Here is a 19744-nt window from a genome sequence, read left to right as displayed (position 1 = left end):
GGATCGGTGGAGGTCTATCCCCAGGCGCGTCGTGTCGAGGGCATCTCGGCGTTCCCCGCCGCTTCCGGCACCACGCCGAGTACCTGGTGTATCCCGAGGCCGCCGTCCTCGAAGCCCAGGGCGGAGGCGGCCATATAGAGCCGCCAGATTCGTGCCCGCCCTTCGCCGACGAGTGAGACCGCTTCTTCCCACGCGTTTTCCAGATTCGCGACCCACTGGCGAAGGGTCAGCGCGTAGTGCTCGCGCAGGGCCTCGACGTCACGTACCTCGAAGCCGGCGCGTTCCATGGCCAGGACGACTTCGCCCACATCGACGAGTTCGCCGTCGGGGAACACATAGCGCCCGATGAAGGACCGATTGCTGATGACGGAGCCGCCCGGCGAGGAGATGGCGTGGTTGAGCAGCCGTCCGTGCGGGCGCAGCAGTGCGCGCAGGGTGTCGAAATACTCCGCGGCACGCTTGGACCCGACGTGCTCGAACATGCCGATGGAGGAGATGGCGTCGAACTCTTCACCGCGCAGGTCCCGATAATCGCTGAGCCTGATCTCGACACTGTCCGCGAGCCCCGCCTCGGCCACTCGTTTGCGGGCCAGTTCCACCTGGGCACTGCTGATGGTGACGCCGACGACCCGCGCGCCATAGGTCGACGCCGCGTGCATCGCCATGGACCCCCAGCCGCAGCCCACGTCGAGCAGGCGCATCCCCGACCGCTCGGCCAATCCCAGTTTGCGGCAGATCAGGTCGTGCTTGGCGCGCTGGGCGTGCTCCAGTGAGCCGTCGTCGTCGGGCACGAACCGCGCGCAGGAGTAGGTCATGCTCGATCCGAGCACGAGTCGGTAGAAATCGTTGCTGACGTCGTAGTGATGACTGATCGCCGCCGCGTCGCGACGTTTGGTGTGCAATGTCCCGCGCGCAGGTCGCGCTTCTTCCGGAGGTGGTGGCGGGCGGCGCCCGAGCACCCCGAGTTGTCGCGCCGCGCCGACGGCCTGCCAGGCCGCACCGAGGCCGAGGCGGGCGTCGTTCGGCGCGGTCGACTGGAGTGCTCGAAGCATTCTGAAGATGTCGCCGTCGAGGTCGACCGTGCCGGAGACGAACGCCCGCGCTACGCCGAGTTCGCCGGGCGCCCAGACGAGGTGGCGCAGGGCATCCTCGGATCGCACGCGCATCGTGCCGGGGCTGTCACCGTCGGGTTGGATCGTGCTGCCGTCCCAGAATTCGAATCCCACCGCGGGATGCGGGCCGAGGGTGGCTCGCAGCAGAGGTTCGAACGCGGCGGATATCGCGGCCTTGTTACCCATTCGTCCACTATGGGCCGCGTCGTGCTGCCCGCGTGGGAACGACGCGTGTTCATCTTCGGTGACCGCCCGCGGTGGCGCGCTGATGGGTCACCCCGCCGATGTGCCTGCTTCGGTCAGGGCGAGTCCAGCACGCTTGCCGGAACGCCATAGGGGAGAAAGCGCACCCGACGGGAGTCGTCGGTGTTGTCGCGGTGGGCGCGTAAGGCCTCGAGCTCGTCGGGAAAGACCTGGTCGATCCTGGCCTGACCGGCATCGTCGACGGTGTAGATCGCCCACACGCCGCTGCCGGTCTCGCCGGTGGTTTCGCCCTCGGGTGCTGTCGACGGTGGGCGTTGCGGCTGGACGAACTGTCCGAGCAGCGAAGACAGTGCGCCGACGCCGGCCTGATCTATCCGATCCAGGTAGCCGCCCGCCTTCCCCAACAGGTCGCTGAGCTCGGCGCCTGTCCCGCGCAGTGCACGTTCGAAATCTTCCGGATCGATGCCGAATGGCCCGGTGTTTGCCATCGCGTGTCCTCCTGAGGACGAGTTGGCGTGTCTGTTCACAGTGTCCTCGCGAAATGGCTGCTTCGCCACGAGGGCGCTCGGCTGTGCGCGCGTCGCGTCACCGACATCTCCGCAGGGCTCGTAGGTTGATCACAGACGCCGCAGCACTTCCGCCACGAGAAGGAGCTCACACGTTGTCGAATCACAAGCTCGCCGTCGCCGCAGGCATCCTCACCGCTTTCCTGGCCGTGGGCACCGTCTCCGCGCAACCATCGGCACCGATCCCGCGGCAGCAACACGGTGAGTTCGCCGGGAACGAAAACATCGCCGAGTCCGCTCCTGCTGGAGGCAAGCAAGACCACGCCGACGATCCCGGGAGCGAGGGCAACGGCAAGGGCAAAGGTAAGAGCGAGGGTAAAGGCAAGGGGAAAGGCAAAGGCAAGAAGAGCGGCGACTGAAAACAGAAGACCCACCGAGGGATGACGAGCAGCGAGTCGGAGCCGAGCGTCGGTCCCGATGGGTGATAATCGCCGCGAAAGCTCGGCAGGTGCTGGGCGGTGGCGGGAGGCGGATCGATGACCGCGATCGGATTGATCTTCACCGGAGTGGCTGTGCTGCTGCACGGCTACATCTTCGTGATGGAGTCACTGCAGTGGACGGCGCCGCGGACGCGAGCGACGTTCGGGATGTCGGCCGCGGCCGCGGAGGCCACCAAGGAAATGGCCTTCAATCAGGGGTTCTACAACCTTTTCCTGGCCGTTGTCGCGGCCGTCGGGATGGGGTTCACCGCGTTCGGCGACAAGGGAATCGGGCTCGCGCTGGTGCTGGCCGGGGCCGGCTCGATGGTGGCGGCGGGTGTGGTGCTGCTGGCGTCGTCACCGGGTAGGGTGCGTCCGGCACTGATCCAGTTGGTTCCTCCGCTGATCGGTTGTGTCGCCTTGGTGATCGCCCGGCTCTGAGCGTGATCGGTATTCACCCCGGGATCTGCGCTGTATCGGGGACGAGGACGATGCGCACGCCCTGGGTGAGTACCGAGGTCGCGGTGAGCCCGAACAGTGTTCGGAAGGTGTCGCTGAAATGGCTGGCCGAAGCGAACCCCGCATCGGCCGCGGCGCGGGTCAGGTCGACGCCCTCGGCGACGGCACCCGCGACCGACAACAACCGTGCCCACAGCCGATAGCGCCGGAAACTGGTCCCGGCGTCAGCGGAGAACAGGTGCAGAAACCGGGAAGTGGAGATCCCGAGTTCGGCAGCCAGTTCGGCGGCGCCCGCCTGCCCGGCGGGATCGTCGACGATCGTGTTCATCACCGCTCGGATCCGTTCGTCGATCTTCGCCGGTGCCTCGGGGCCTGCGATGATCCGGCGCAGCTCCCGAGGGTCCGGTGGGTCGGGCCGATTCAAGTAGGCGGTCAAAGTCGCCTCGTCACGGTGGCCCGCCGCCACAGGCGTCGGGGGTTCGCTCATCGCGGCTCGCAGACGCGCGGCCGCCACCGAGCGGGGATCGAGATAGTAGAACAGGACGCGTCCGTCGGATTCGAGTTTGTGCGCCGTGCGCGCCGGAATCAGCACGCTGCGCCGCCGCCGCTCACCGTCGGAGGTACGAACGGTGAGCATCGCGTCGACGCCGAGAACGAAGCACTGAACCGGTGTCGAATGCGTGTCCAGTTGGAACGACGGGCCCAGCAACGCCGCGTGCCCCTGCCAGAGCCACAGGGTGCGCTCGCCCGGTTCGACTGTCATAGGCGTGATCATCGCAGTAGACCTGCCGTGGACGGGCTTGTCAGGCGACACCGAGCACCAGCGCGGCGGCCACGAGCTCGACCACACAGTAGAACCAGATCGGATAGAAGCGGACCCCGCTGTCGACCAGCCTCGAGATGACGCGGCCACCCGCCATTCCGGCCAATGCGAACCCCACTGTCAGCGCCGCCCCGGTTCGCAGCTCGTCGGCACCGAACGCCGACCAGAACAACACCCCTGCCACCGCTACGCCGAAACCGCCGTACACGGCGCGAATCTCCGACCGGCCCGCCGCTGTCGGCGCCGACAACCCGAACGGCCGCACCAGCGCGGCAGGGGCTGCCAGCGCATACAGTCCCATCCCCACGAACAGCACACCGACAAGGCAGAGCACCACGGTTCTCATCGATTTTCCACCACCGAGCGGCCCTGCTCGACAGCGTGCTCATCCCGGAGCAGCGCGGCGCCGGCTCCGAGCACTACCAGGCCCGCGATGTCGACAGCTGCCACACGCATCAGCCCAGGACCGACCGAACCGTCGGCGAGGACCAGGGCGAGAAAGCTGCCGAAGCTGATCGCGTTGGCGCCTATCGCGACAGGTCGCAGCGCGGGCCGAAAGACCGCCGCCACCAGACCGACACCGACGACGGCGAACAGTACGGCCCGATGTCGCAACACCACCTCGAGATCGGGCCCCGCCGGAGTGATGCCATAGGCCGCGTACATCTTCCGCGGTGCCAGCGCACCGAGGGCAGGTGCGAGATCGAGCAACCCCGCGGTCGCCAACAGGGCCTGTCCAGCATGTCGTCGCATAGATTCTCCTCGGATCGTCGTCAGACGATCCTCACACCCGATGCGACGGCGGCGCTTCCGCAAACCTGCTGGGGCCGGTGGTCGGGCAATTCAGCCGTCGAGCAGGTGCGGTAGGCCGGCGCGGAAGCGATCGGCATCGATGGCTTTGGCGGCATCGAACGCCGGGAGCGAGACCAGCGGGAAGATCGCGGCGCGCGGGCTCGGGTCGTCGGCGGAATCGAGGATGGCGTTGGCGGCGGCGCGGCCGGACTCGTTGGCACCTTCCATGGTGGCCAGGTCGATGTGGTTGCGAACGTGGTCGCCGCCGAAGTAGAGGTTGGGTATCGCGCAGTGCGCGTCGGGGCGATGGTCGTAGGAGCCGACCGTGTTGACCAGCAGCGGGGTCTGGTTGTCGATGGCGCCGCCGGACCAGGTGATGCCGGGGTCGAGGTGCCAGGAATGGATGTCCTCGTCGCGGAGCCAATCGGTGCCGGTGTTGAGCCAAGCTTTGAGCTGTGCCCAGGTCTCGGTGGCGATTTCGGCCGCGCTGCACTCCTTGGCGGTGCGACCGAAGTGGATTCCGGGGGTGTCCCAGTCGGAGATGTCGACCGAGAGGCATTCCAGCACCGAGCCGTCGCCGTAGGTGGCGGGGAAATCGCCCACCCACATGGGGGCTTGGCGCAGGGCGGTGAGCGCCCAGGGGGAGCCGAGCGCGGCGATGTGTCCTTCGGGGATATCGGTCGAGCGACGCAGGTAGAACTGGATGCCGACCATCCAATCGGTGACCAGATCGCGCATACCGCCCAGACGCGGATCGGCGTCGATGATGTCGTGGTCGAGGAGATCGACAGCGCGGTCGACCGGCATCGCGCACAGATAGTGGTCGGCTGTCACCGTCGTGGCTCCACTCGTTCCGCGCACCGTCGCCGAGGCGATGCGACCGCCGGCCATCTGCAACGCGGCGAGCCCCTGGCCCATGACGAAGCGGACACCGAGCGACCGGAGGTACCCGACCCACGGATCGATCCACGCGATGTTGGTCGGGCGGTTGAGGATACGGTCGACGCCACCGGAGAACTGCGGGATCGTGCCGGAGGCGGCGAGGACGAGTGCTTCGCCGATCGTGCCGATGGTGCGGGCCGAGCTGGTCTGTGGTTTCGCGGCGACGGTGATCCGGGTGAGCGCGTTCACCAGATACTTCCGGTACGCGGGCGACTTCCCCTCGGCGTGCATGATCTGTTCCCAGGTCACGTATTCCCACTGGCCGAAACGCCGTTCGGTGCTGGAGGTGAACCACACGAGCATCTGTTTGGCGAAGAACGCCAACTCGTGCGGCGGCAGGTCGGGGATGAAGCCGAGCGCACCGATGATGCTGTTCTGCACCAACTCCGGCGTGATCTGGCTCAGTCCGCCGAGCTCGACCGGCGCGAAGATCGGTGGGAGGCCCTGGAATCCGGCGACCGTACCCTCGACCCGTACCAGGTTGTCGAGCACGCCGTTCGGATTGCCGGGGAACGGGATTCGGCTCATCGTGTCGGGTACGTGCTGATAGCAGCCGGGGAAGAAGCGGAATCCGTGCTCACCCGGCAGGTCCTGGCGACCGGGCGACGCCGTCCCCGGCACACCCATGCTGCGCGCCTTGCCGCCGAGGAACGCGGGTTCGTAGACGGTGACGTCGTATCCGCGCTCGATCAGTTCGTGAGCGGCGCTCAGACCGGCCATGCCGCCGCCGAATATCGCCACCGCCTTACCGCCGGAGCGCAACAGTGGTGATCGCCGCACGCTCGGCGCGGCGGCGACGCTCGGCGCGGCGACGGCTAGTGCGGCTCCGGCGACGAGTCCGGCGCGCAACGCGGTGCGCCGGGTGATCGGGGCTGACAACGGTGTCGGCTGATCAGGCATGGTGTTCTCCTGGACCTGCGGTGGTGAGGGTGGAGCGCGGCGCGGACGGTGTCGCGTCGTGTGGTGTGGTGCCACGCAACGTTGTTCGCGTGGTGCGCCATTCGCTCGTGGAGTCACGGATCTCGCGCGCCACATCGGTGAGCAGGGCGGGCAGATGCGCGCGTTGATGGCGCAGCGCGCGGACCATGAGGCCCAGTGCGCGGGACGGGGTGTACAGCTCGGCGGGCCGGTGGGTACGGGAGAAGATGCCCGCGGTGATCCGCGCCAGTTCCGGATCGTCGGCGGCGGTGCGGTAGAGCTCGATCTCCAAGGGCCGCATGGTCTCACCGCGTGCGAGCCGATTGGTCCAGTGGAAGATCTCGCGGCACTCGATCACGCGACGGCGCTCCCACTGCGCCAGTGCCGCATCGAGTGCGCGCGGATCGTCGACAACGTCGGCGACCGATTCGGCGAGTGTGCGTCCGTAGTGCAGTGCGTCGCGGATGCCCTGCGCGGTAACCGGATCCTTGAAATGCCCGGAGTCGCCTGGCAGTGCCCACCCGGGGCCCGCCGAGCGCCGGAAGTATGAGGAGATGCCGGTGGCCGAACGGACCCTGCCCACCCGCTCACAGCCGCTCAGCCGGTCGGTCAGGTCCGGAATCCGGGCGAGGGCCTCGGTGTAGCGGCGTTCGGCCTCGCCGGGGCCGCGTCCGGGTTCGTTGACCGACGGCGGCTGCACCAGGCTGAGCACCAGGCCGTCATCGCACGGGAAGGCCGTGCCGAGATCGGCGCCCGCCCGCCACTGGGCGGCGATGTGGCGGTGGGTGTCGGCGGTGTCGCGCCAGTACGCGAAGTAGCAGTCGCGCCCGCTCGGCACGGTCAGAAACGGTTGCTCGGCGCCCACCGCGCGGGCGATGGTGCTGCGGCGTCCGTCGGCGCCGACGACCAACGCGGCGCGGATCTCCACGGTCCGGCCCGCGGCGTCGAGATAACGCACACCGGCGCAACGGTTTTCGTCCCACAGCACGGCGGTGACCCGACAGCGCGCCCGCACCTCGGCACCGGCCGATACCGCCGTGCCCAACAGTGCGGCGTCGAGCCCAGTGCGACGCACGCACATCGCGTAGTCGATGCCGTCGACCGGGGGAAAAGTGGAGCCGATCCCGTAGCCGGCGCCCTGCGCGTAGGCCCTCGTCAGGCGCGGCGCACCGAGCGCTTCGACCGCCGCCAACGCGTCGAGGCGCTGAAGTTCGGCCAGTCCGCCCGGCCAGAGCAGGTGGGTGGACAGCGTGTCCGAGGGCAATGTGGCGGCGTCGAGCACGATGACGTTGCGCCCCGCCCTCGCCAGGGTCGCCGCGGTGGCCGATCCCGCGCAGCGCGCGCCGACCACGACGACGTCGGCCCGTTCGACCGTGGTGGCAGGGGAATCGACCATGGGAACCACCTCGGTCACTCAGTCTCGGACAGTGTGTCCGATTGATGATGAGGCGGGCCGCGCACAGGTGTCAATAGCGAACCTGGACAGGGGGATTGGCGTGGCCTGGACCACGCCGACGCGGCGGCGCGCCGCACTGCGGGCACAATGGGCACATGGTCAATGCCAGCGCACCAGTTGCTGCCTCGGCGACGGATCGCCGATGCCCTCGCTGACCCGTGTCCCGCGATCGGCGCGCAAACCCGCCGACGATCGACGGGCCGAATTCGAGCGCCGCGTCCTGGCCGCGGTCGAAGACCTGCTCGCCGACGGAACGCCGTTCACCGAGATCGCCGTGCAGAAGATCGCCGCGGCCTCGGGCTCGGCCAGGTCCACCTTCTACCGCTACTTTCCGGACAAGAGCAGGCTGCTGATCCGGATGGCCGAACTGGCCACCACCGATCTGTTCGCGGCAGCGGAGACGTGGTGGAGTGCCGAACACACCGATCAGCAGGCCGGGGTAGTCGGTGCCATGCGCGCGATGATCGGCGGTTTCCGTGCTCATCGCTATCTGTTGCTCGCCCTCACCGAAGTCGGCTCCTACGACCGGGAAGTCGGTGCCTACTGGCGTTCGCGAGTGGCGACTTTCGCCGAACTGGTCCGCACGCGGCTCGAGGCCGAGCAGCGCGCGGGCACCATCGCACAGCGGCTCGACCCCCGGGCCACCGCGCTGGTTCTCACGTCGATGGTCGAACGCACGATCTCGGTCGCTTTCGCGGTCGAAACCGGTATCGGCGAGGAGGAATTGGCCGACTCGCTCGGACGCGCGATCTGGCTCGTCATCTACGGTGACGCGCCTTAGCTCGTGCTTGTCGCGTGGACCCGGTCGTTCGTCGAGCCGGGCCCCCGGCGACGCGCGGCAGGAGCGAAACCCGCGGCTTCGGTCGTTGCCGGGCGTCGCCGGAGGCGTCGGATTCCTGCGACGAGATACCCCGTCAGCAGACAGCAGGGCACCGCGACCTCGTCAGCGTCGTATCGAGCGGACGGCGGGATCGGGCGCGAACGAGGTCAAGCCGACCTCGCGGTACTTGCCGACCAGTTGCTGATACTTGCGGCGATTGCGTGCCATGGGGGAGTCGGTGACGGCCGCGGGCAGCCGGGCGAAGGCGATTCGCAGTATCGCGCTCAGCAGCCGGAATTCCCGATCTTGGCGGCTGGTCCACGTGATCGGCATCTTCGCGCGGACCTCGGGATGCATGATGCCGCAGCCGAGGATCATCGCGAGATGGCCGAGGACGGGCGCGCTCAGCCGCCACAGCGGTTCGGTGACGGCAGGCAGGAAATACGGTCGCACCGAGCGACGCACCTCGCTGGTGGCGGCCTCGAGCGCCGGGGTCACGCGCAGCTCGGCGACCATCCGGTCGTAGTGGGCGACCAACTCGGTGTAGTCGGCGATGGGCGCCGAATTGCCCGGCAGGTGCAGCCCGCTCGTCTTGTGGAGGTACTGCTCCCAGATGGCCTGGTTGTCCGCCGCCGACGGGGTGTCACCGGTGAGCACCAGGTAGGCGCTGCGCTGGACGAAGAAGGTGGAGTAGAGGATCCAGTTCCACGCGTGCGGGTTGAGGGCGGAATAGCGCTCACCGTCGGGGCCGACGCCCTTGACGTCGCGGTGCAGCAGCATCAGTCGGCGGGACTCGGCGTCGCGATCGACGTCCTCGCCGTGGTAGATCAGCTGGTCGGCCGCGGCGGTGCGGACCGCGCGTCCCCACGGCTCATATCGGGAACGGCCGGTCGCCTCGAGTGCCGCCGAGACCGGTGGCAGCATCGGCTGATCGAACAGTCCGACGCCGAACAAGCTGAACAGCACCGAGCCGCCGACGCGCTCGAATCGTTCGACGGCAGGGTGCGATTCGAGCGCCGAGGCTGCGCCGTTGTCGGCACGCAGTTCCTGGTGTGGCACGGGACAGGTCATCGGTGAACTCCTTTGTTCCGCCGTTGGGGGCTGTGTCGTGTCGAGCCCGCCAACACTGGTTGTGGTGCTGCGCGGCACCAAAACGTGTGTGGTGTCAGATTGCACCAGAATTGTCGGATGGTCAAGAGTCCTTATCCACTACTCTGGTGCACTACAGCTCCACCTCCGCGGCTGCGGTTGGCGGGCATCGGAACGGAGGCGATCGAGCGCATGCGTGAGCAAGCTGATGTCGCGGCGGCGCCGCGTGCCTACGGCGGGGTAGCCGCCGACGAGCGCCGATCCCGCCGTCGCGACGCACTGGTCGACGCCGCGCTCGACCTGCTCGCCGAAGGCGGTGCGCCCGCTGTCACCAAGCGAGCGGTGTGCGCCAGGGCAAGGCTGAACGACCGCTACTTCTACGACCACTTCACCGACCGCGACGCCTTGCTCACCGCGCTCGTCGAGGAGCACACCGAACTCGGCATCGTCGCGGTGGTGACCGCGGCCCACGAGGCCGGCCCCGACCTCCACAGCCAGGTCTACGCCGCCGCCGATGCGGCGATCGGGTTCCTGCTCGCCGACCCCCGTCGGCAGGCCCTGCTGCTCGACGCGCACAGCACCGAGGCGTTGCAAGCGGCGCGGCTCACCACTCAGCACGCGATCGCCCGGGCGATGTCGGCGGTCGGCCGCGAACTCGTCACCGAATCCGTCGCCGATCCCCTCGACTCCGACATGGCCGCCTACGCCGTCGTCAGCGGAACTCTCGAGCTGGTCGCCGCGTGGATGCGCGGGGAGTTCGCCGCCACGCGAGAACACCTCACCGATCTCATCGCCCGACTGCTGCTGCTCACCGACAACTCGGGGGTTCTGCAGGTCGCGGGCGTGAAGCCGACCAGCTGACCTACCCTGTCGGTCGCGGTGAACCTCGCAACCTGAGGAGAACATCATGACGATTCACCGGATGGATCACGTCGGCATCGTGGTCGAGGATCTCGCGGCCGCTGTCGCGTTCTTCGTCGAACTCGGCCTGGAACTGGAGGGCGAGGCGACGGTCGGTGGTCAGTGGGCCGACGACCTGCTCGGACTCGACGGCGTGCGCGCGGACATCGCCGTCGTACGGACGCCGGACGGTCGTAGCCGGGTCGAGCTCTCCACGTTCCACTCGCCGACGACTACCAGCGCTGCGCCGAAGGCGTCGGTGAACACCCCGGGGATTCCTCGCCTGACCTTCGTCGTCGACGATGTCGACGACGTTCTCGGCCGCCTGCGCGCCCACGGCGCCGAACTCGTGGGCGCGGTAGCCCGATACGAAGACATCTATCGCTACAGCTACGTTCGCGGCCCCGAGGGCATCATCATCGGGCTGGTCGAGGAACTCCGCTGACAGGCAGACCTAGGCGACGGGGTCGGGTGACGTGCCGGAGTCGGGCGGCGGCGCTGTCACCACCTCGCCGGTATCGGGATCGTCGACCTCTGGCTGTCCTCCGGTGGCCGCGTCGATCTGCTCGCCGATATAGCGGATGACCACCGCGATCATCGCGACCACCGGGACCGCGAGGAAGGCGCCGGTGATGCCGTAGAGCGAGCCGCCCGCGGTGACGGCGAGCAGCACGATGACGGCGTGCAGCTCCATACTGCGGCTCTGCAGGACCGGTTGCAGCACATTGCCTTCCAGTTGCTGCACGGCGATGACGATGCCCAGCACGATCAGTGCCGTGGTCGGGCCGTTGCCCACCAGTGCGACGAGGACAGCGAGTGCGCCCGCGACGAAAGCGCCGACCATCGGGATGAATCCACCGATGAAGGTGATCACCGACAGCACCAGCGCCAGGGGAACGTCGAGGATGAACAGTGCCGCGCCGATGAGAACGGCGTCGACCATGCTGACGATCGCCTGGGTGCGGATGAATCCACCCAGGGTCGCCCAGACCCGTTCCAGGACGGCTTCGACGTGGCGGCCGCTGCGATTGCCCAACACCCCGTGCATCCAAGGCAGAAAGCGGGGGCCGTCCTTGAGGAAGAAGAACACCAGAACCAAGACCAAGAACACGGTGATCAGGACCGAGGTGGCAGTGGACACGCCGGTGAACACACCGTTGGCGATCTGCGCACCACTGGATTGGAGCCGGCCGACGATCGCTTCGACCGCGGAATCGAGTTGCTCGTCGCGGACGCGGAACGGTGGTCCCTGGATCCAGTCGCGTACTTGGTTGACCCCGTCGGTGGCCTTGTCGGCGAGCTGAGGTGCTTGATCGCCCACCGAGGGCACGATCAGCGCGACGACCCCGGCCAACATCGCGACGAAGGTCAGCAGGGTGATCGAAGCGGCCAACGCGGGCCGCAGCTTCTGCTGGGTCAGCCAGCGGGTCGGCGGCCACAGGATGGTGGTCACCACGATCGCGAGTGCGACAGGCAGGAGCACCACCCACAGCCGGGCGGTGATCGTGCCGAGGACCCACGCTCCCGCCGCGATCGCCACGATGCACAGCGACCACTTCGCCAGCCACAGGACCCCGCCGCCGATCACGTCCCCGCGATCACGCGACGGTTTTCCGTTCGACCCACTGGATTCCTTCACCGGCCCGCTCACGTCGCTAGTCTGGCACGCTCGCCGGGTCCGCGGTGTTCCGGCCGATCGGCATGGCGGTCGGACCGGGGCCGCGGCGGTCGGATTCGGTGACTGCGGAAGTTTGTCGGTGCCACGGCATAGCGTTGCGTCCATGTCGGAAACCATCACCGTGGGCGGTATCACCATCGATACCGCCGATCCCGCCGAACTGGCCGAGTTCTGGTGTGCCGCACTCGGTTACACAGTCCTCACGGATTCCGGGGACTACGTCATGATCACCCCGCCCGGCGTCGGTTTCGGGCAGGGGCGTTATCTCGCGTTCCAGAAGGTGCCCGAGGCGAAGGGGGCCAAGAACCGGGTGCACATCGATTTCCAGACCACCGCCCGCACGGCGGAGGTCGCCCGGCTGACGGCCCTCGGGGCCACGGTCCTCGACGAACACTCGCTGCCCGGTTTCGGATGGACCGTGTTGCGGGACCCGCACGGCAACGAATTCTGCGTCGTCGCCGCCGAAAGCTGATCAGAATGGCGCGCTGTGCAAATTGGCAGCGCGCGCACCAGATCAGTGCGTCGTCGAAGGCGGCTCGGCCTCGGCCCGATCGAGTTCTTCGTCGAGCGCGATGGCGGCGGCGATCAGGGCCAGATGGGTGAAAGCCTGGGGGAAGTTGCCCAGCTGCTCGCCCGACGGACCGATCTCCTCGGCGAACAGGCCGACGTGATTGGCATAGGTGAGCATCTTGTCGAAGCCATAGCGGGCCTGTTGCACGCGGCCGGTCCGGGCGAGGGCTTCGACATAGAGGAAGCTGCACAGGTTGAAAGTGCCTTCGGTGCCCTGCAGGCCATCGGGTGCCGCCGCGGGGTCGTAGCGGTAGACCAGGCTGTCGCTGACCAACTCCTGATCCATCGCGTCGAGCGTGCTCAGCCACATCGGGTCGGTGGGGGACAGGAATCCCATCCGGGGCATGAGCAGCAGCGAGGCGTCCAGTACCTCGGTGGCGTAGTGCTGGACGAAGGCTCGGCGCTTCTCGCTCCAGCCACGTTCGATGATCTGGCGGAAGACCGCGTCGCGCTCGGCGGTCCAGCGGACCACGTCGGCGGGCCTGGCGTCCTCGGTCGCCATGCGGATACTGCGGTCGAAGGCCACCCAGGTCATCAGTCGGCTGTAGGTGAATTCCTGGCGGCCGCCGCGGGTTTCCCAGATGCCCTCGTCGGGGCGGTCCCAGTGGTCGGCGAGCCAGTCGATGAGGCCGGTGAATGTCCGCCAGCCGGCGATGGCGGCCATATCGGTCGACTGTGCCAGTGCGTCCGCGGCCTCGCCGTAGATGTCGAGCTGGATCTGGTCGGCCGCACCGTTGCCGACCCGCACCGGCGTCGAGCCCCGGTAGCCCTCCAGGTGCGGCAAGGTCATCTCGTCCAGGTGTGGGTCACCGTCGACGCGATACATGATCTGCAACGGTTCGCCCGAGGCGGTGCCGCCCGCTTCGACCCGCTCGCGCAGCCAGCGGCGGAAAGCATAGGCCTCCTCGGTGAAGCCGAGATCGGCCAGCGCCCGCACCGACAGCGAGGCGTCCCGAATCCAGGTGTAGCGGTAGTCCCAATTGCGTTCGCCGCCGATCTGTTCGGGCAATCCCATGGTGGCCGCGGCGATCGGCGCGCCGCTGGGGGCGTAGGTGAGCAGTTTGAGGGTGATCGCGGACCGGTTGACCATGTCGCGCCAGCGCCCCCGATAGGTGGACGAGCGCAACCACGTCTGCCAGAAGCGACGGCACTGGTCGAATTCGCGGGCGATCGCCTCCCACATCGGCGCCGACGGCACATCCGCGCCTGCGGGGGCGGTGGTGAGCACGACCGCGGCCCGCTCACCGGCGGACAGGGTGAACCGCGCGGTGATGTCGTCGCCGTCGGGGTGCAGGGCGATCGGGTCGGTGGCCTGCAGATGCAGATCGGCGTCGGCGGAACGGAAGACGGCGGTTCGCTCGTCGACTCGGTCGAGGGTGTGGGTGGCGCGCGCGTAGTCGAACCGGGGCCGGCACTCGAGGGCGAATGTCAACGTTCCGCGCACCACTCGCACGACTCGCACCAACCTGTGCCGGGTGGCGGGTTCGGTGCCGCGGATGGGTTCCATGAAGTCGGCGACCTCGCCCACTCCGTCGGGTCCGGCGAACCGCGTCAACAGGATCGCGGTGTCGGGCAGATACAGCTGCCGCACAGTCGCCGCGCTGCTGGCGGGGTCGACGGCGAGCGAGCAATGTCCGCCCTTCTCGCTGTCGAGCAGCGAGGCGAACAGGCTCGGCGAATCGAACCGGGGTGCGCACCACCAGTCGATGGTTCCGGCGGCCGATACCAGCGCCGCGGTCTGCAAATCGCCGACGATGCCGTGCTCGTCGATCGGCGGGTACGTGTTCACGAACGCTCCTCGCCTCGGACCGCCGTTCGTGCGGTCGGCGAGTTTCAGCCAACCAGCCGACGTCGGCGCCGACCTCATCCGGAACGGGTGAATCAGCTTTCTGGTCGGCGCCGGTGAGAGCCCGCATGTCGACTGATCGGCCCCGAGGTTGGCGCGTTCGGAAGGAGGTTGGCGCGTTCTGTCCTTGTCGTGGCCGCGAGGGAATTCAAGACTTACGTTCAAACGGTTGGTTGTCTGAACGATAGGAGCTTGCGGTGTCGGTTACGAGGGAGAGCGCCACCGCCTATGTGATCTCCGCGCTGGAGGCGAAGGGGACCGCGACCCGCGACGACTTCGATGTCGCCGGGATAGTCGCTGCGTTCCGCGACATCATCGACGGGTGGGATTTCCGCCTGTTGGAGCGGGATACGTTCTGGCAGATCGCCTCGACCTACCTCAGGACGTAAGGGGTTCGATCGTGGGAGAAGCCGGTGACCAGCGCCGGGCTGCCCTGCGCAGCGAGCCCGCGTCGGAGTAGCCGAGGAGCTCGGCTTGCCTGGCGCCGCTCAGTGACCCCGCGGAGACAGCTTGCGACAGCCGCGCACTACGGGCCCGATCCAGTTCGGCCCGCCAGGTCGTGCCCGATTCGGTCAGCCGTCGCTGCAGGGTTCGCGGGCTGACGGTGAGGGCGCGGGCGACGCTGTCGAGGGAAACCTCTCCGGCCTCGATAGCGTGGTCCAAGGCCTCGGCCACTCGCCTGGGCCAGGCCGAGACGAGAGTCGGCGGGGGCGCCAACGCGGCGGCCAGCGGTTGCAGGACCGCGGCCAGTACCGGATCGGCAGTGGTCAGCGGCAGGTCCAGGTCCGAGGTGCGAAAGGTCATCGAATCGGCGGGCGCGTCGAATTCCAGCGTGGCGGAACCGAACACCGCACGGAATCCCTCGACGTAGGCGGGCGCGGCCTGGCGCAGCGAGACTCGCACCGGGTTCAGCGTGGCGTCGACGACGCGGCGCGCTCGGCTCAGGACGGCCGAGAGTCCCCACAGTTGGGTGTGATCGCGTCCCCGGCCTTCGCCATCGATCATCTCGAGGTAGAGGGTCGACTCTTCTTCGGTCTCGGCGACCAGGTCGAACCGGTGATTGGTGGTGACCGCGGTGATGTAGGGACCGCAGGTCGCCAACCCGGAGCCCAGCGTCGGGGCGGACGCGAACAGGTAGTCGTACAAGCCCAGGCTGGACAGCTCGTAGCGCTGGGCGACCTGCAGGGCGACATCCTCGCCGAGCCGATGCTCGCCGACCTCCCACAGCCGGGAGAACGTCGCACTGGGAAGGTGCACGTCATTGCCGCTCATCGACCAATCCGGGACCCCGGTATCGCGAATCAGCTGCGCACGATCCAGCCCGGCTGCGCCGAACTGGGAGATGACGAAACGGTGCAGCAAACTCTGATCGGTAGCCATAACGTCTCCTCGGGGCAGCATGCCGATCTGCGAGCGGTCGCGGCTTCATCAGCTGCAGACATCGCCCGACGGGGAGAGTCCGTCGAACGTTTGTCGCGTCGAGATCGGCACCTCGTGTTTGATCCGGTTCTACCAGTTCCGCGCTGGTGGCGAAAGCCTCCGTCACCAGCGCGACAATGGTGGGCGGATTCGAAAACTAGCGGCAAGGTCGTTACAAAAGGGGCTCGGACGACAGGCCGAATTCAACAAGCTGTACGTGCAGACGCATGCGGATCAGGCCTGTGACGTTTCGGCCGGTAAGCGAACAGCTCGGTCGCTGGGCGCTTCGACGAAAACGCGTTCCAAGAGGGCGTAAAGGCAGTCCCGGTCTCGGTCGTCGAGCTTTTTCAGACCGTCTTGCGTGGTGTGCATCCTCGCCCGGATCGTGTCGGTGACACGCTCGCCCTCGGGCGTGATGACGAGATTGGTGACGCGCCGGTCGGATGCGCTGGTCTCGCGGCGCACGAGCTCACGCTTCTCCAGCCGGTTGATGATTCCGGTGACGTTGGACGCGTCACAGGCCAAGTTCTCGGCCAGGGCGCGCATCGTGACTGGCCCTCGGCGCAGCACCGTCAGTGTCTTGCCCTGGCTGGCGGTGAGGTTCTCGCTCGCCGCGGCGGCGGTGAAGTCGCCGTAATAGACGCCGAGCGCCACCGAGAGCAGCTCCATGAGCTGGGCTCTGTCGATGCGCGGAACTTCTTCCATGCGAGCCAGCTTATCCGGAGAAACTTGACTATCTCAAATATCTGCCTCTAGCGTGTGGGCATTGCTTGAAGTTCTCAACCATCGATGTTGTCAAGTAGCTCTGAGGAGTATGCAGTGATCGTCACCCCGTCCGAGACCTCGCGCACGGCCGAAATCCTGTCGCGGCCCGTCACGCTGAACGGACTGACCGTCCCGAACCGCATCGTGATGGCGCCGATGACACGCATGTTCTCGCCGGGCGGTGTCCCCGGTGACGATGTGCGCTCGTACTACGCCCGGCGCGCCGCCGCCGGTGTCGGCCTGATCGTCACCGAGGGAACCTACGTCGGCCACCAGTCGGCCGGGCAGAGCGATCGTGTGCCGCGGTTCTATGGCGAGGAGCAGCTGGCCGGATGGGCGAAGGTCGTCGAGGACGTCCACGCGGCGGGCGGCACCATCGTCCCGCAGCTGTGGCACATCGGCATGGTCCGCAACCAGGGCGACGCGCCCTATGCCGACGCGCCCGCAGTCGGCCCCTCCGGCATCCGTGTCGACGGCACCGAGGGCCTCGGCAAGGCGATGACCCAGCGTGACCTGGACGACGTCATCAGTGCGTTCGCCGAGGCTGCCGCGGCCGCCGAGCGCATCGGCTTCGACGGCGTCGAACTGCACGGCGCCCACGGCTACCTCCTCGACCAGTTCCTCTGGGAGCGGACGAACCGCCGCGAGGATGCCTACGGTGGCGACGCGGTGGCCCGGACACGGTTCGCCGCCGAGATCGTGGCAGCGGTCCGGTCGGTCGTCTCGCCCGAGTTCCCGGTGATCTTCCGCTACTCGCAGTGGAAGCAGGAGGCCTACGACGCGCGGCTCGTCGAGTCCCCGCAAGAGCTGGAGGCGATCCTGGCCCCGCTCGCCGCGGCCGGTGTCGACGCCTTCCACGCCTCCACCCGCCGCTACTGGCTCCCGGAGTTCGACGGCTCGGACCTGAACCTGGCGGGCTGGACGAAGAAGCTCACTGGCAAGCCGACGATCACCGTCGGTTCGGTCGGCCTCGACGGTGACTTCCTGCGCGCGTTCTCGGGCCAGGGCGCCGAGCTCGGCAGCCTGGACAACCTCCTCGACCGTATGGAGCGCGACGAATTCGACATGGTCGCCGTCGGCCGCGCCCTTCTCCAGGACCCGGAGTGGGCCTCCAAGGTCCTGGCGGGGCGGATCGACGAGGTGAAGCCGTACGACGGGGCGGCGCTGAAGATTCTCAGCTGAGCGACTCGACGTCGGGCCGCGCGCGGTGCGTCAGCCGGTGACGGCGCCGTGCGCGGCCGAGCTGACGAGCTTGCGGTACTTGGACAGCACCCCCGAGGTGTACCTGGGTGGGAGCGGTTCCCAGCCGACTTTGCGCGCGGCGAGTTCGCTCTCGTCGATCTCGACGTCGAGAAGGCGGTTGGCGACGTCGAGGACGATCGGGTCGCCGTCGCGGACGAAGGCGATGGGCCCGCCGTCCACGGCTTCGGGCGCGACATGGCCCACGCACAAACCGGTCGTGCCACCGGAGAATCGGCCATCGGTGAGCAGCAGGACATCCTTGCCGAGGCCGGCGCCTTTGATCGCGCCGGTGATGGCGAGCATCTCGCGCATGCCGGGCCCGCCCTTGGGTCCCTCGTTGCGGATGACGACCACGTCACCGGCCACGATCGTGCCGTCTTCGAGGGCGTTCATCGCGCTGCGTTCCCCGTCGAACACCCGAGCGGTGCCGCGGAAGACATCGGAATCGAAACCGGCGCTCTTCACCACGGCGCCTTCGGGTGCGAGCGAACCGTGCAGGATGGTGAGGCCGCCCGTCCGGTGGATCGGCCGATCGAGCCGCCGGATCACGTCGCCGTCGAGGCCGAGTTCGATATGGGCGAGGTTCTCGGCCATGGTCGCGCCCGTGACCGTCATGACGTCGCCGTGCATGAGACCGGCGTCCAACAGGGCTTTCATCACGACGGGGATGCCGCCGACCTTGTCGACGTCGTTCATGACGTAGCGACCGAAGGGCTTGAGATCGCCCAGGTGCGGCACCTTGTCACCGACTCGGTTGAAGTCGGCGAGGGTGAGCCCGACACCGGCCTCCCGGGCGATGGCCAACAGATGCAGCACCGCGTTGGTCGACCCGCCGAGCGCCATGACGACGGTGATGGCGTTCTCGAACGCCTCCATCGTCATGATGTCGCGGGCCGTGATTCCCTTGCGCAGCAACCCGACGACGGCCTCACCGGACTTCTCGGCGTAGTCGTCACGGCGACGGTCGGGAGCGGGCGGTGCTGCCGAGCCGGGCAGACTCATCCCGAGTGCCTCGGCTGCCGAGGCCATCGTGTTGGCCGTGTACATGCCGCCACAGGCGCCTTCGCCCGGACAGATGGCGCGCTCGATGCGATCGACCTCGGCCGGGGTGATCAGCCCCTTGATGCAGGCGCCGACAGCCTCGAAAGCGTCGATGATCGTGACGTCCTTGCCGTCGATATTGCCGGGTAAGGTCGAACCCGCGTAGAGGAACACACTCGCCAGGTCCAGACGCGCGGCGGCCATCAACATGCCCGGCAGGCTCTTGTCGCAGCCCGCGAGCAGAACCGAACCGTCGAGACGCTCCGCCATCATCACGGTCTCGACGGAGTCGGCGATGATCTCGCGGCTGACCAGGGAGAAATGCATCCCCTCGTGCCCCATCGAGATGCCGTCGGACACCGAGATGGTGCCGAACTCGAGCGGGTATCCGCCCCCGGCGTGGACGCCCCGCTTGACCGCCTTGGCCAGTCTGTCGAGCGACAGATTGCACGGGGTGATCTCGTTCCAGCTCGAGGCCACACCGATCTGCGGTTTGACCCAGTCGTCGTCACCCATGCCGACAGCGCGAAGCATGCCGCGGGCGGCAGTTTTCTCTAGCCCGTCGGTGACATCGCGGGAGCGTGGCTTGATGTCGACGGGCTGTTCGGTGTCGTGTGCCATAGCGCAAGCCTACGAGCCCGGCTCGCGAAATCGCCACGGCGGCGCCATTGCAATCGGTGCGG

21 protein-coding genes are annotated in these 19744 nt (G+C 67.8%); 8 read left to right on the top strand and 13 right to left on the bottom strand.

Features of this window, described 5'->3' with window-relative positions; genetic code table 11:
* Positions 1-14: 14 nt before the first annotated feature.
* Together QX204_RS15455 and QX204_RS15450 are read right to left on the bottom strand one after the other, a co-directional pair.
* On the bottom strand, positions 15-1298 hold the full coding sequence (locus QX204_RS15455; protein WP_301907573.1) for an SAM-dependent methyltransferase: 1284 nt from the start codon (positions 1296-1298) through the stop codon (positions 15-17).
* 113 nt (positions 1299-1411) lie between these two features.
* Positions 1412-1804, bottom strand: a complete 393-nt coding sequence (locus QX204_RS15450; protein ID WP_301907572.1) for an Rv0313 family protein — start codon at positions 1802-1804, stop codon at positions 1412-1414.
* 173 nt (positions 1805-1977) lie between these two features.
* Here QX204_RS15450 and QX204_RS15445 point away from each other — a divergent pair, with 173 nt between their 5' ends.
* Together QX204_RS15445 and QX204_RS15440 are read left to right on the top strand one after the other, a co-directional pair.
* A complete protein-coding gene (locus QX204_RS15445; RefSeq protein WP_301907571.1) occupies positions 1978-2241 on the top strand; it encodes a hypothetical protein in 264 nt (87 codons plus the stop codon).
* Positions 2242-2358: 117 nt separating this feature from the next.
* The gene (locus QX204_RS15440; RefSeq protein WP_301907570.1) at positions 2359-2742 is read left to right on the top strand and encodes a DUF1304 domain-containing protein; all 384 of its coding nucleotides are present in this window, start codon (positions 2359-2361) and stop codon (positions 2740-2742) included.
* 13 nt (positions 2743-2755) lie between these two features.
* Here QX204_RS15440 and QX204_RS15435 read toward each other — a convergent pair whose 3' ends face one another.
* The 5 genes from QX204_RS15435 to QX204_RS15415 all read right to left on the bottom strand — a co-directional run bounded on the left by QX204_RS15435 (position 2756) and on the right by QX204_RS15415 (position 7631).
* A complete protein-coding gene (locus QX204_RS15435; protein WP_301907569.1) occupies positions 2756-3523 on the bottom strand; it encodes a helix-turn-helix domain-containing protein in 768 nt (255 codons plus the stop codon).
* A gap of 40 nt (positions 3524-3563) precedes the next feature.
* On the bottom strand, positions 3564-3929 hold the full coding sequence (locus tag QX204_RS15430; protein ID WP_301907568.1) for a DUF4345 family protein: 366 nt from the start codon (positions 3927-3929) through the stop codon (positions 3564-3566).
* Entirely contained in the window at positions 3926-4336 is a 411-nt protein-coding gene (locus QX204_RS15425) for a hypothetical protein (protein WP_301907567.1), read from the bottom strand. The genes QX204_RS15430 and QX204_RS15425 overlap by 4 nt, the downstream gene beginning before the upstream one ends.
* A 90-nt stretch (positions 4337-4426) precedes the next feature.
* Complete coding sequence (locus QX204_RS15420; protein ID WP_301907566.1) at positions 4427-6217, bottom strand: hydroxysqualene dehydroxylase; 1791 nt, start codon at positions 6215-6217, stop codon at positions 4427-4429.
* Positions 6210-7631, bottom strand: a complete 1422-nt coding sequence (locus QX204_RS15415; RefSeq protein WP_301907565.1) for an NAD(P)/FAD-dependent oxidoreductase — start codon at positions 7629-7631, stop codon at positions 6210-6212. Before QX204_RS15415 ends, QX204_RS15420 begins: the two co-directional genes overlap by 8 nt.
* Before the next feature lie 202 nt (positions 7632-7833).
* On the opposite strand from QX204_RS15415, the gene QX204_RS15410 reads away from it, so the two are divergent.
* Positions 7834-8472 (top strand): TetR/AcrR family transcriptional regulator, encoded by a 639-nt coding sequence (locus QX204_RS15410; RefSeq protein ID WP_301907564.1) that lies wholly within the window; start codon positions 7834-7836, stop codon positions 8470-8472.
* 162 nt (positions 8473-8634) lie between these two features.
* Here the strand turns inward: QX204_RS15410 and QX204_RS15405 are convergent, their stop codons facing one another.
* Entirely contained in the window at positions 8635-9582 is a 948-nt protein-coding gene (locus QX204_RS15405) for an oxygenase MpaB family protein (RefSeq protein WP_301907563.1), read from the bottom strand.
* Positions 9583-9792: 210 nt separating this feature from the next.
* On the opposite strand from QX204_RS15405, the gene QX204_RS15400 reads away from it, so the two are divergent.
* Positions 9793-10461: a TetR/AcrR family transcriptional regulator gene (locus QX204_RS15400; protein ID WP_301907562.1), complete on the top strand. Its 669-nt coding sequence runs from the start codon at positions 9793-9795 to the stop codon at positions 10459-10461.
* Between the two features lie 46 nt (positions 10462-10507).
* A complete protein-coding gene (locus QX204_RS15395) occupies positions 10508-10945 on the top strand; it encodes a VOC family protein (RefSeq protein ID WP_301907561.1) in 438 nt (145 codons plus the stop codon).
* Between the two features lie 9 nt (positions 10946-10954).
* On the opposite strand, the gene QX204_RS15390 is transcribed toward QX204_RS15395, so the two are convergent.
* The gene (locus tag QX204_RS15390; protein WP_301907560.1) at positions 10955-12151 is read right to left on the bottom strand and encodes an AI-2E family transporter; all 1197 of its coding nucleotides are present in this window, start codon (positions 12149-12151) and stop codon (positions 10955-10957) included.
* A 130-nt stretch (positions 12152-12281) separates the two neighbouring features.
* Between QX204_RS15390 and QX204_RS15385 the strand changes: the two genes are divergently transcribed.
* Entirely contained in the window at positions 12282-12650 is a 369-nt protein-coding gene (locus QX204_RS15385; protein ID WP_301907559.1) for a VOC family protein, read from the top strand.
* A 42-nt stretch (positions 12651-12692) separates the two neighbouring features.
* Here the strand turns inward: QX204_RS15385 and QX204_RS15380 are convergent, their stop codons facing one another.
* A complete protein-coding gene (locus QX204_RS15380) occupies positions 12693-14537 on the bottom strand; it encodes a glycoside hydrolase family 15 protein (protein WP_301907558.1) in 1845 nt (614 codons plus the stop codon).
* 254 nt (positions 14538-14791) lie between these two features.
* Between QX204_RS15380 and QX204_RS15375 the strand changes: the two genes are divergently transcribed.
* Positions 14792-14983 carry a hypothetical protein gene (locus QX204_RS15375; protein WP_056820260.1) on the top strand — a complete coding sequence of 64 codons (192 nt, stop codon included), beginning with the start codon at positions 14792-14794 and terminating at the stop codon, positions 14981-14983.
* Here QX204_RS15375 and QX204_RS15370 read toward each other — a convergent pair.
* Entirely contained in the window at positions 14973-15974 is a 1002-nt protein-coding gene (locus QX204_RS15370; protein WP_301907557.1) for an AraC family transcriptional regulator, read from the bottom strand. The two genes, QX204_RS15375 and QX204_RS15370, sit on opposite strands and share 11 nt — an antisense overlap.
* Before the next feature lie 273 nt (positions 15975-16247).
* Complete coding sequence (locus QX204_RS15365) at positions 16248-16718, bottom strand: MarR family winged helix-turn-helix transcriptional regulator (protein ID WP_301907556.1); 471 nt, start codon at positions 16716-16718, stop codon at positions 16248-16250.
* A 114-nt stretch (positions 16719-16832) separates the two neighbouring features.
* Between QX204_RS15365 and QX204_RS15360 the strand changes: the two genes are divergently transcribed.
* Positions 16833-17960 (top strand): NADH:flavin oxidoreductase, encoded by a 1128-nt coding sequence (locus QX204_RS15360; RefSeq protein ID WP_367620194.1) that lies wholly within the window; start codon positions 16833-16835, stop codon positions 17958-17960.
* Positions 17961-17990: 30 nt separating this feature from the next.
* Here QX204_RS15360 and ilvD read toward each other — a convergent pair whose 3' ends face one another.
* Positions 17991-19682: a dihydroxy-acid dehydratase gene (gene ilvD, locus QX204_RS15355; RefSeq protein WP_301907554.1), complete on the bottom strand. Its 1692-nt coding sequence runs from the start codon at positions 19680-19682 to the stop codon at positions 17991-17993.
* Positions 19683-19744 lie beyond the last annotated feature (62 nt).

Origin of the sequence: Nocardia sp. PE-7, assembly GCF_030486425.1 — a bacterium.
In the GTDB taxonomy this organism is placed as follows: domain Bacteria; phylum Actinomycetota; class Actinomycetes; order Mycobacteriales; family Mycobacteriaceae; genus Nocardia; species Nocardia salmonicida_A.
Note: the sequence above shows the minus strand (reverse complement) of the source record. Positions and strands in the feature narration are given on the sequence as shown.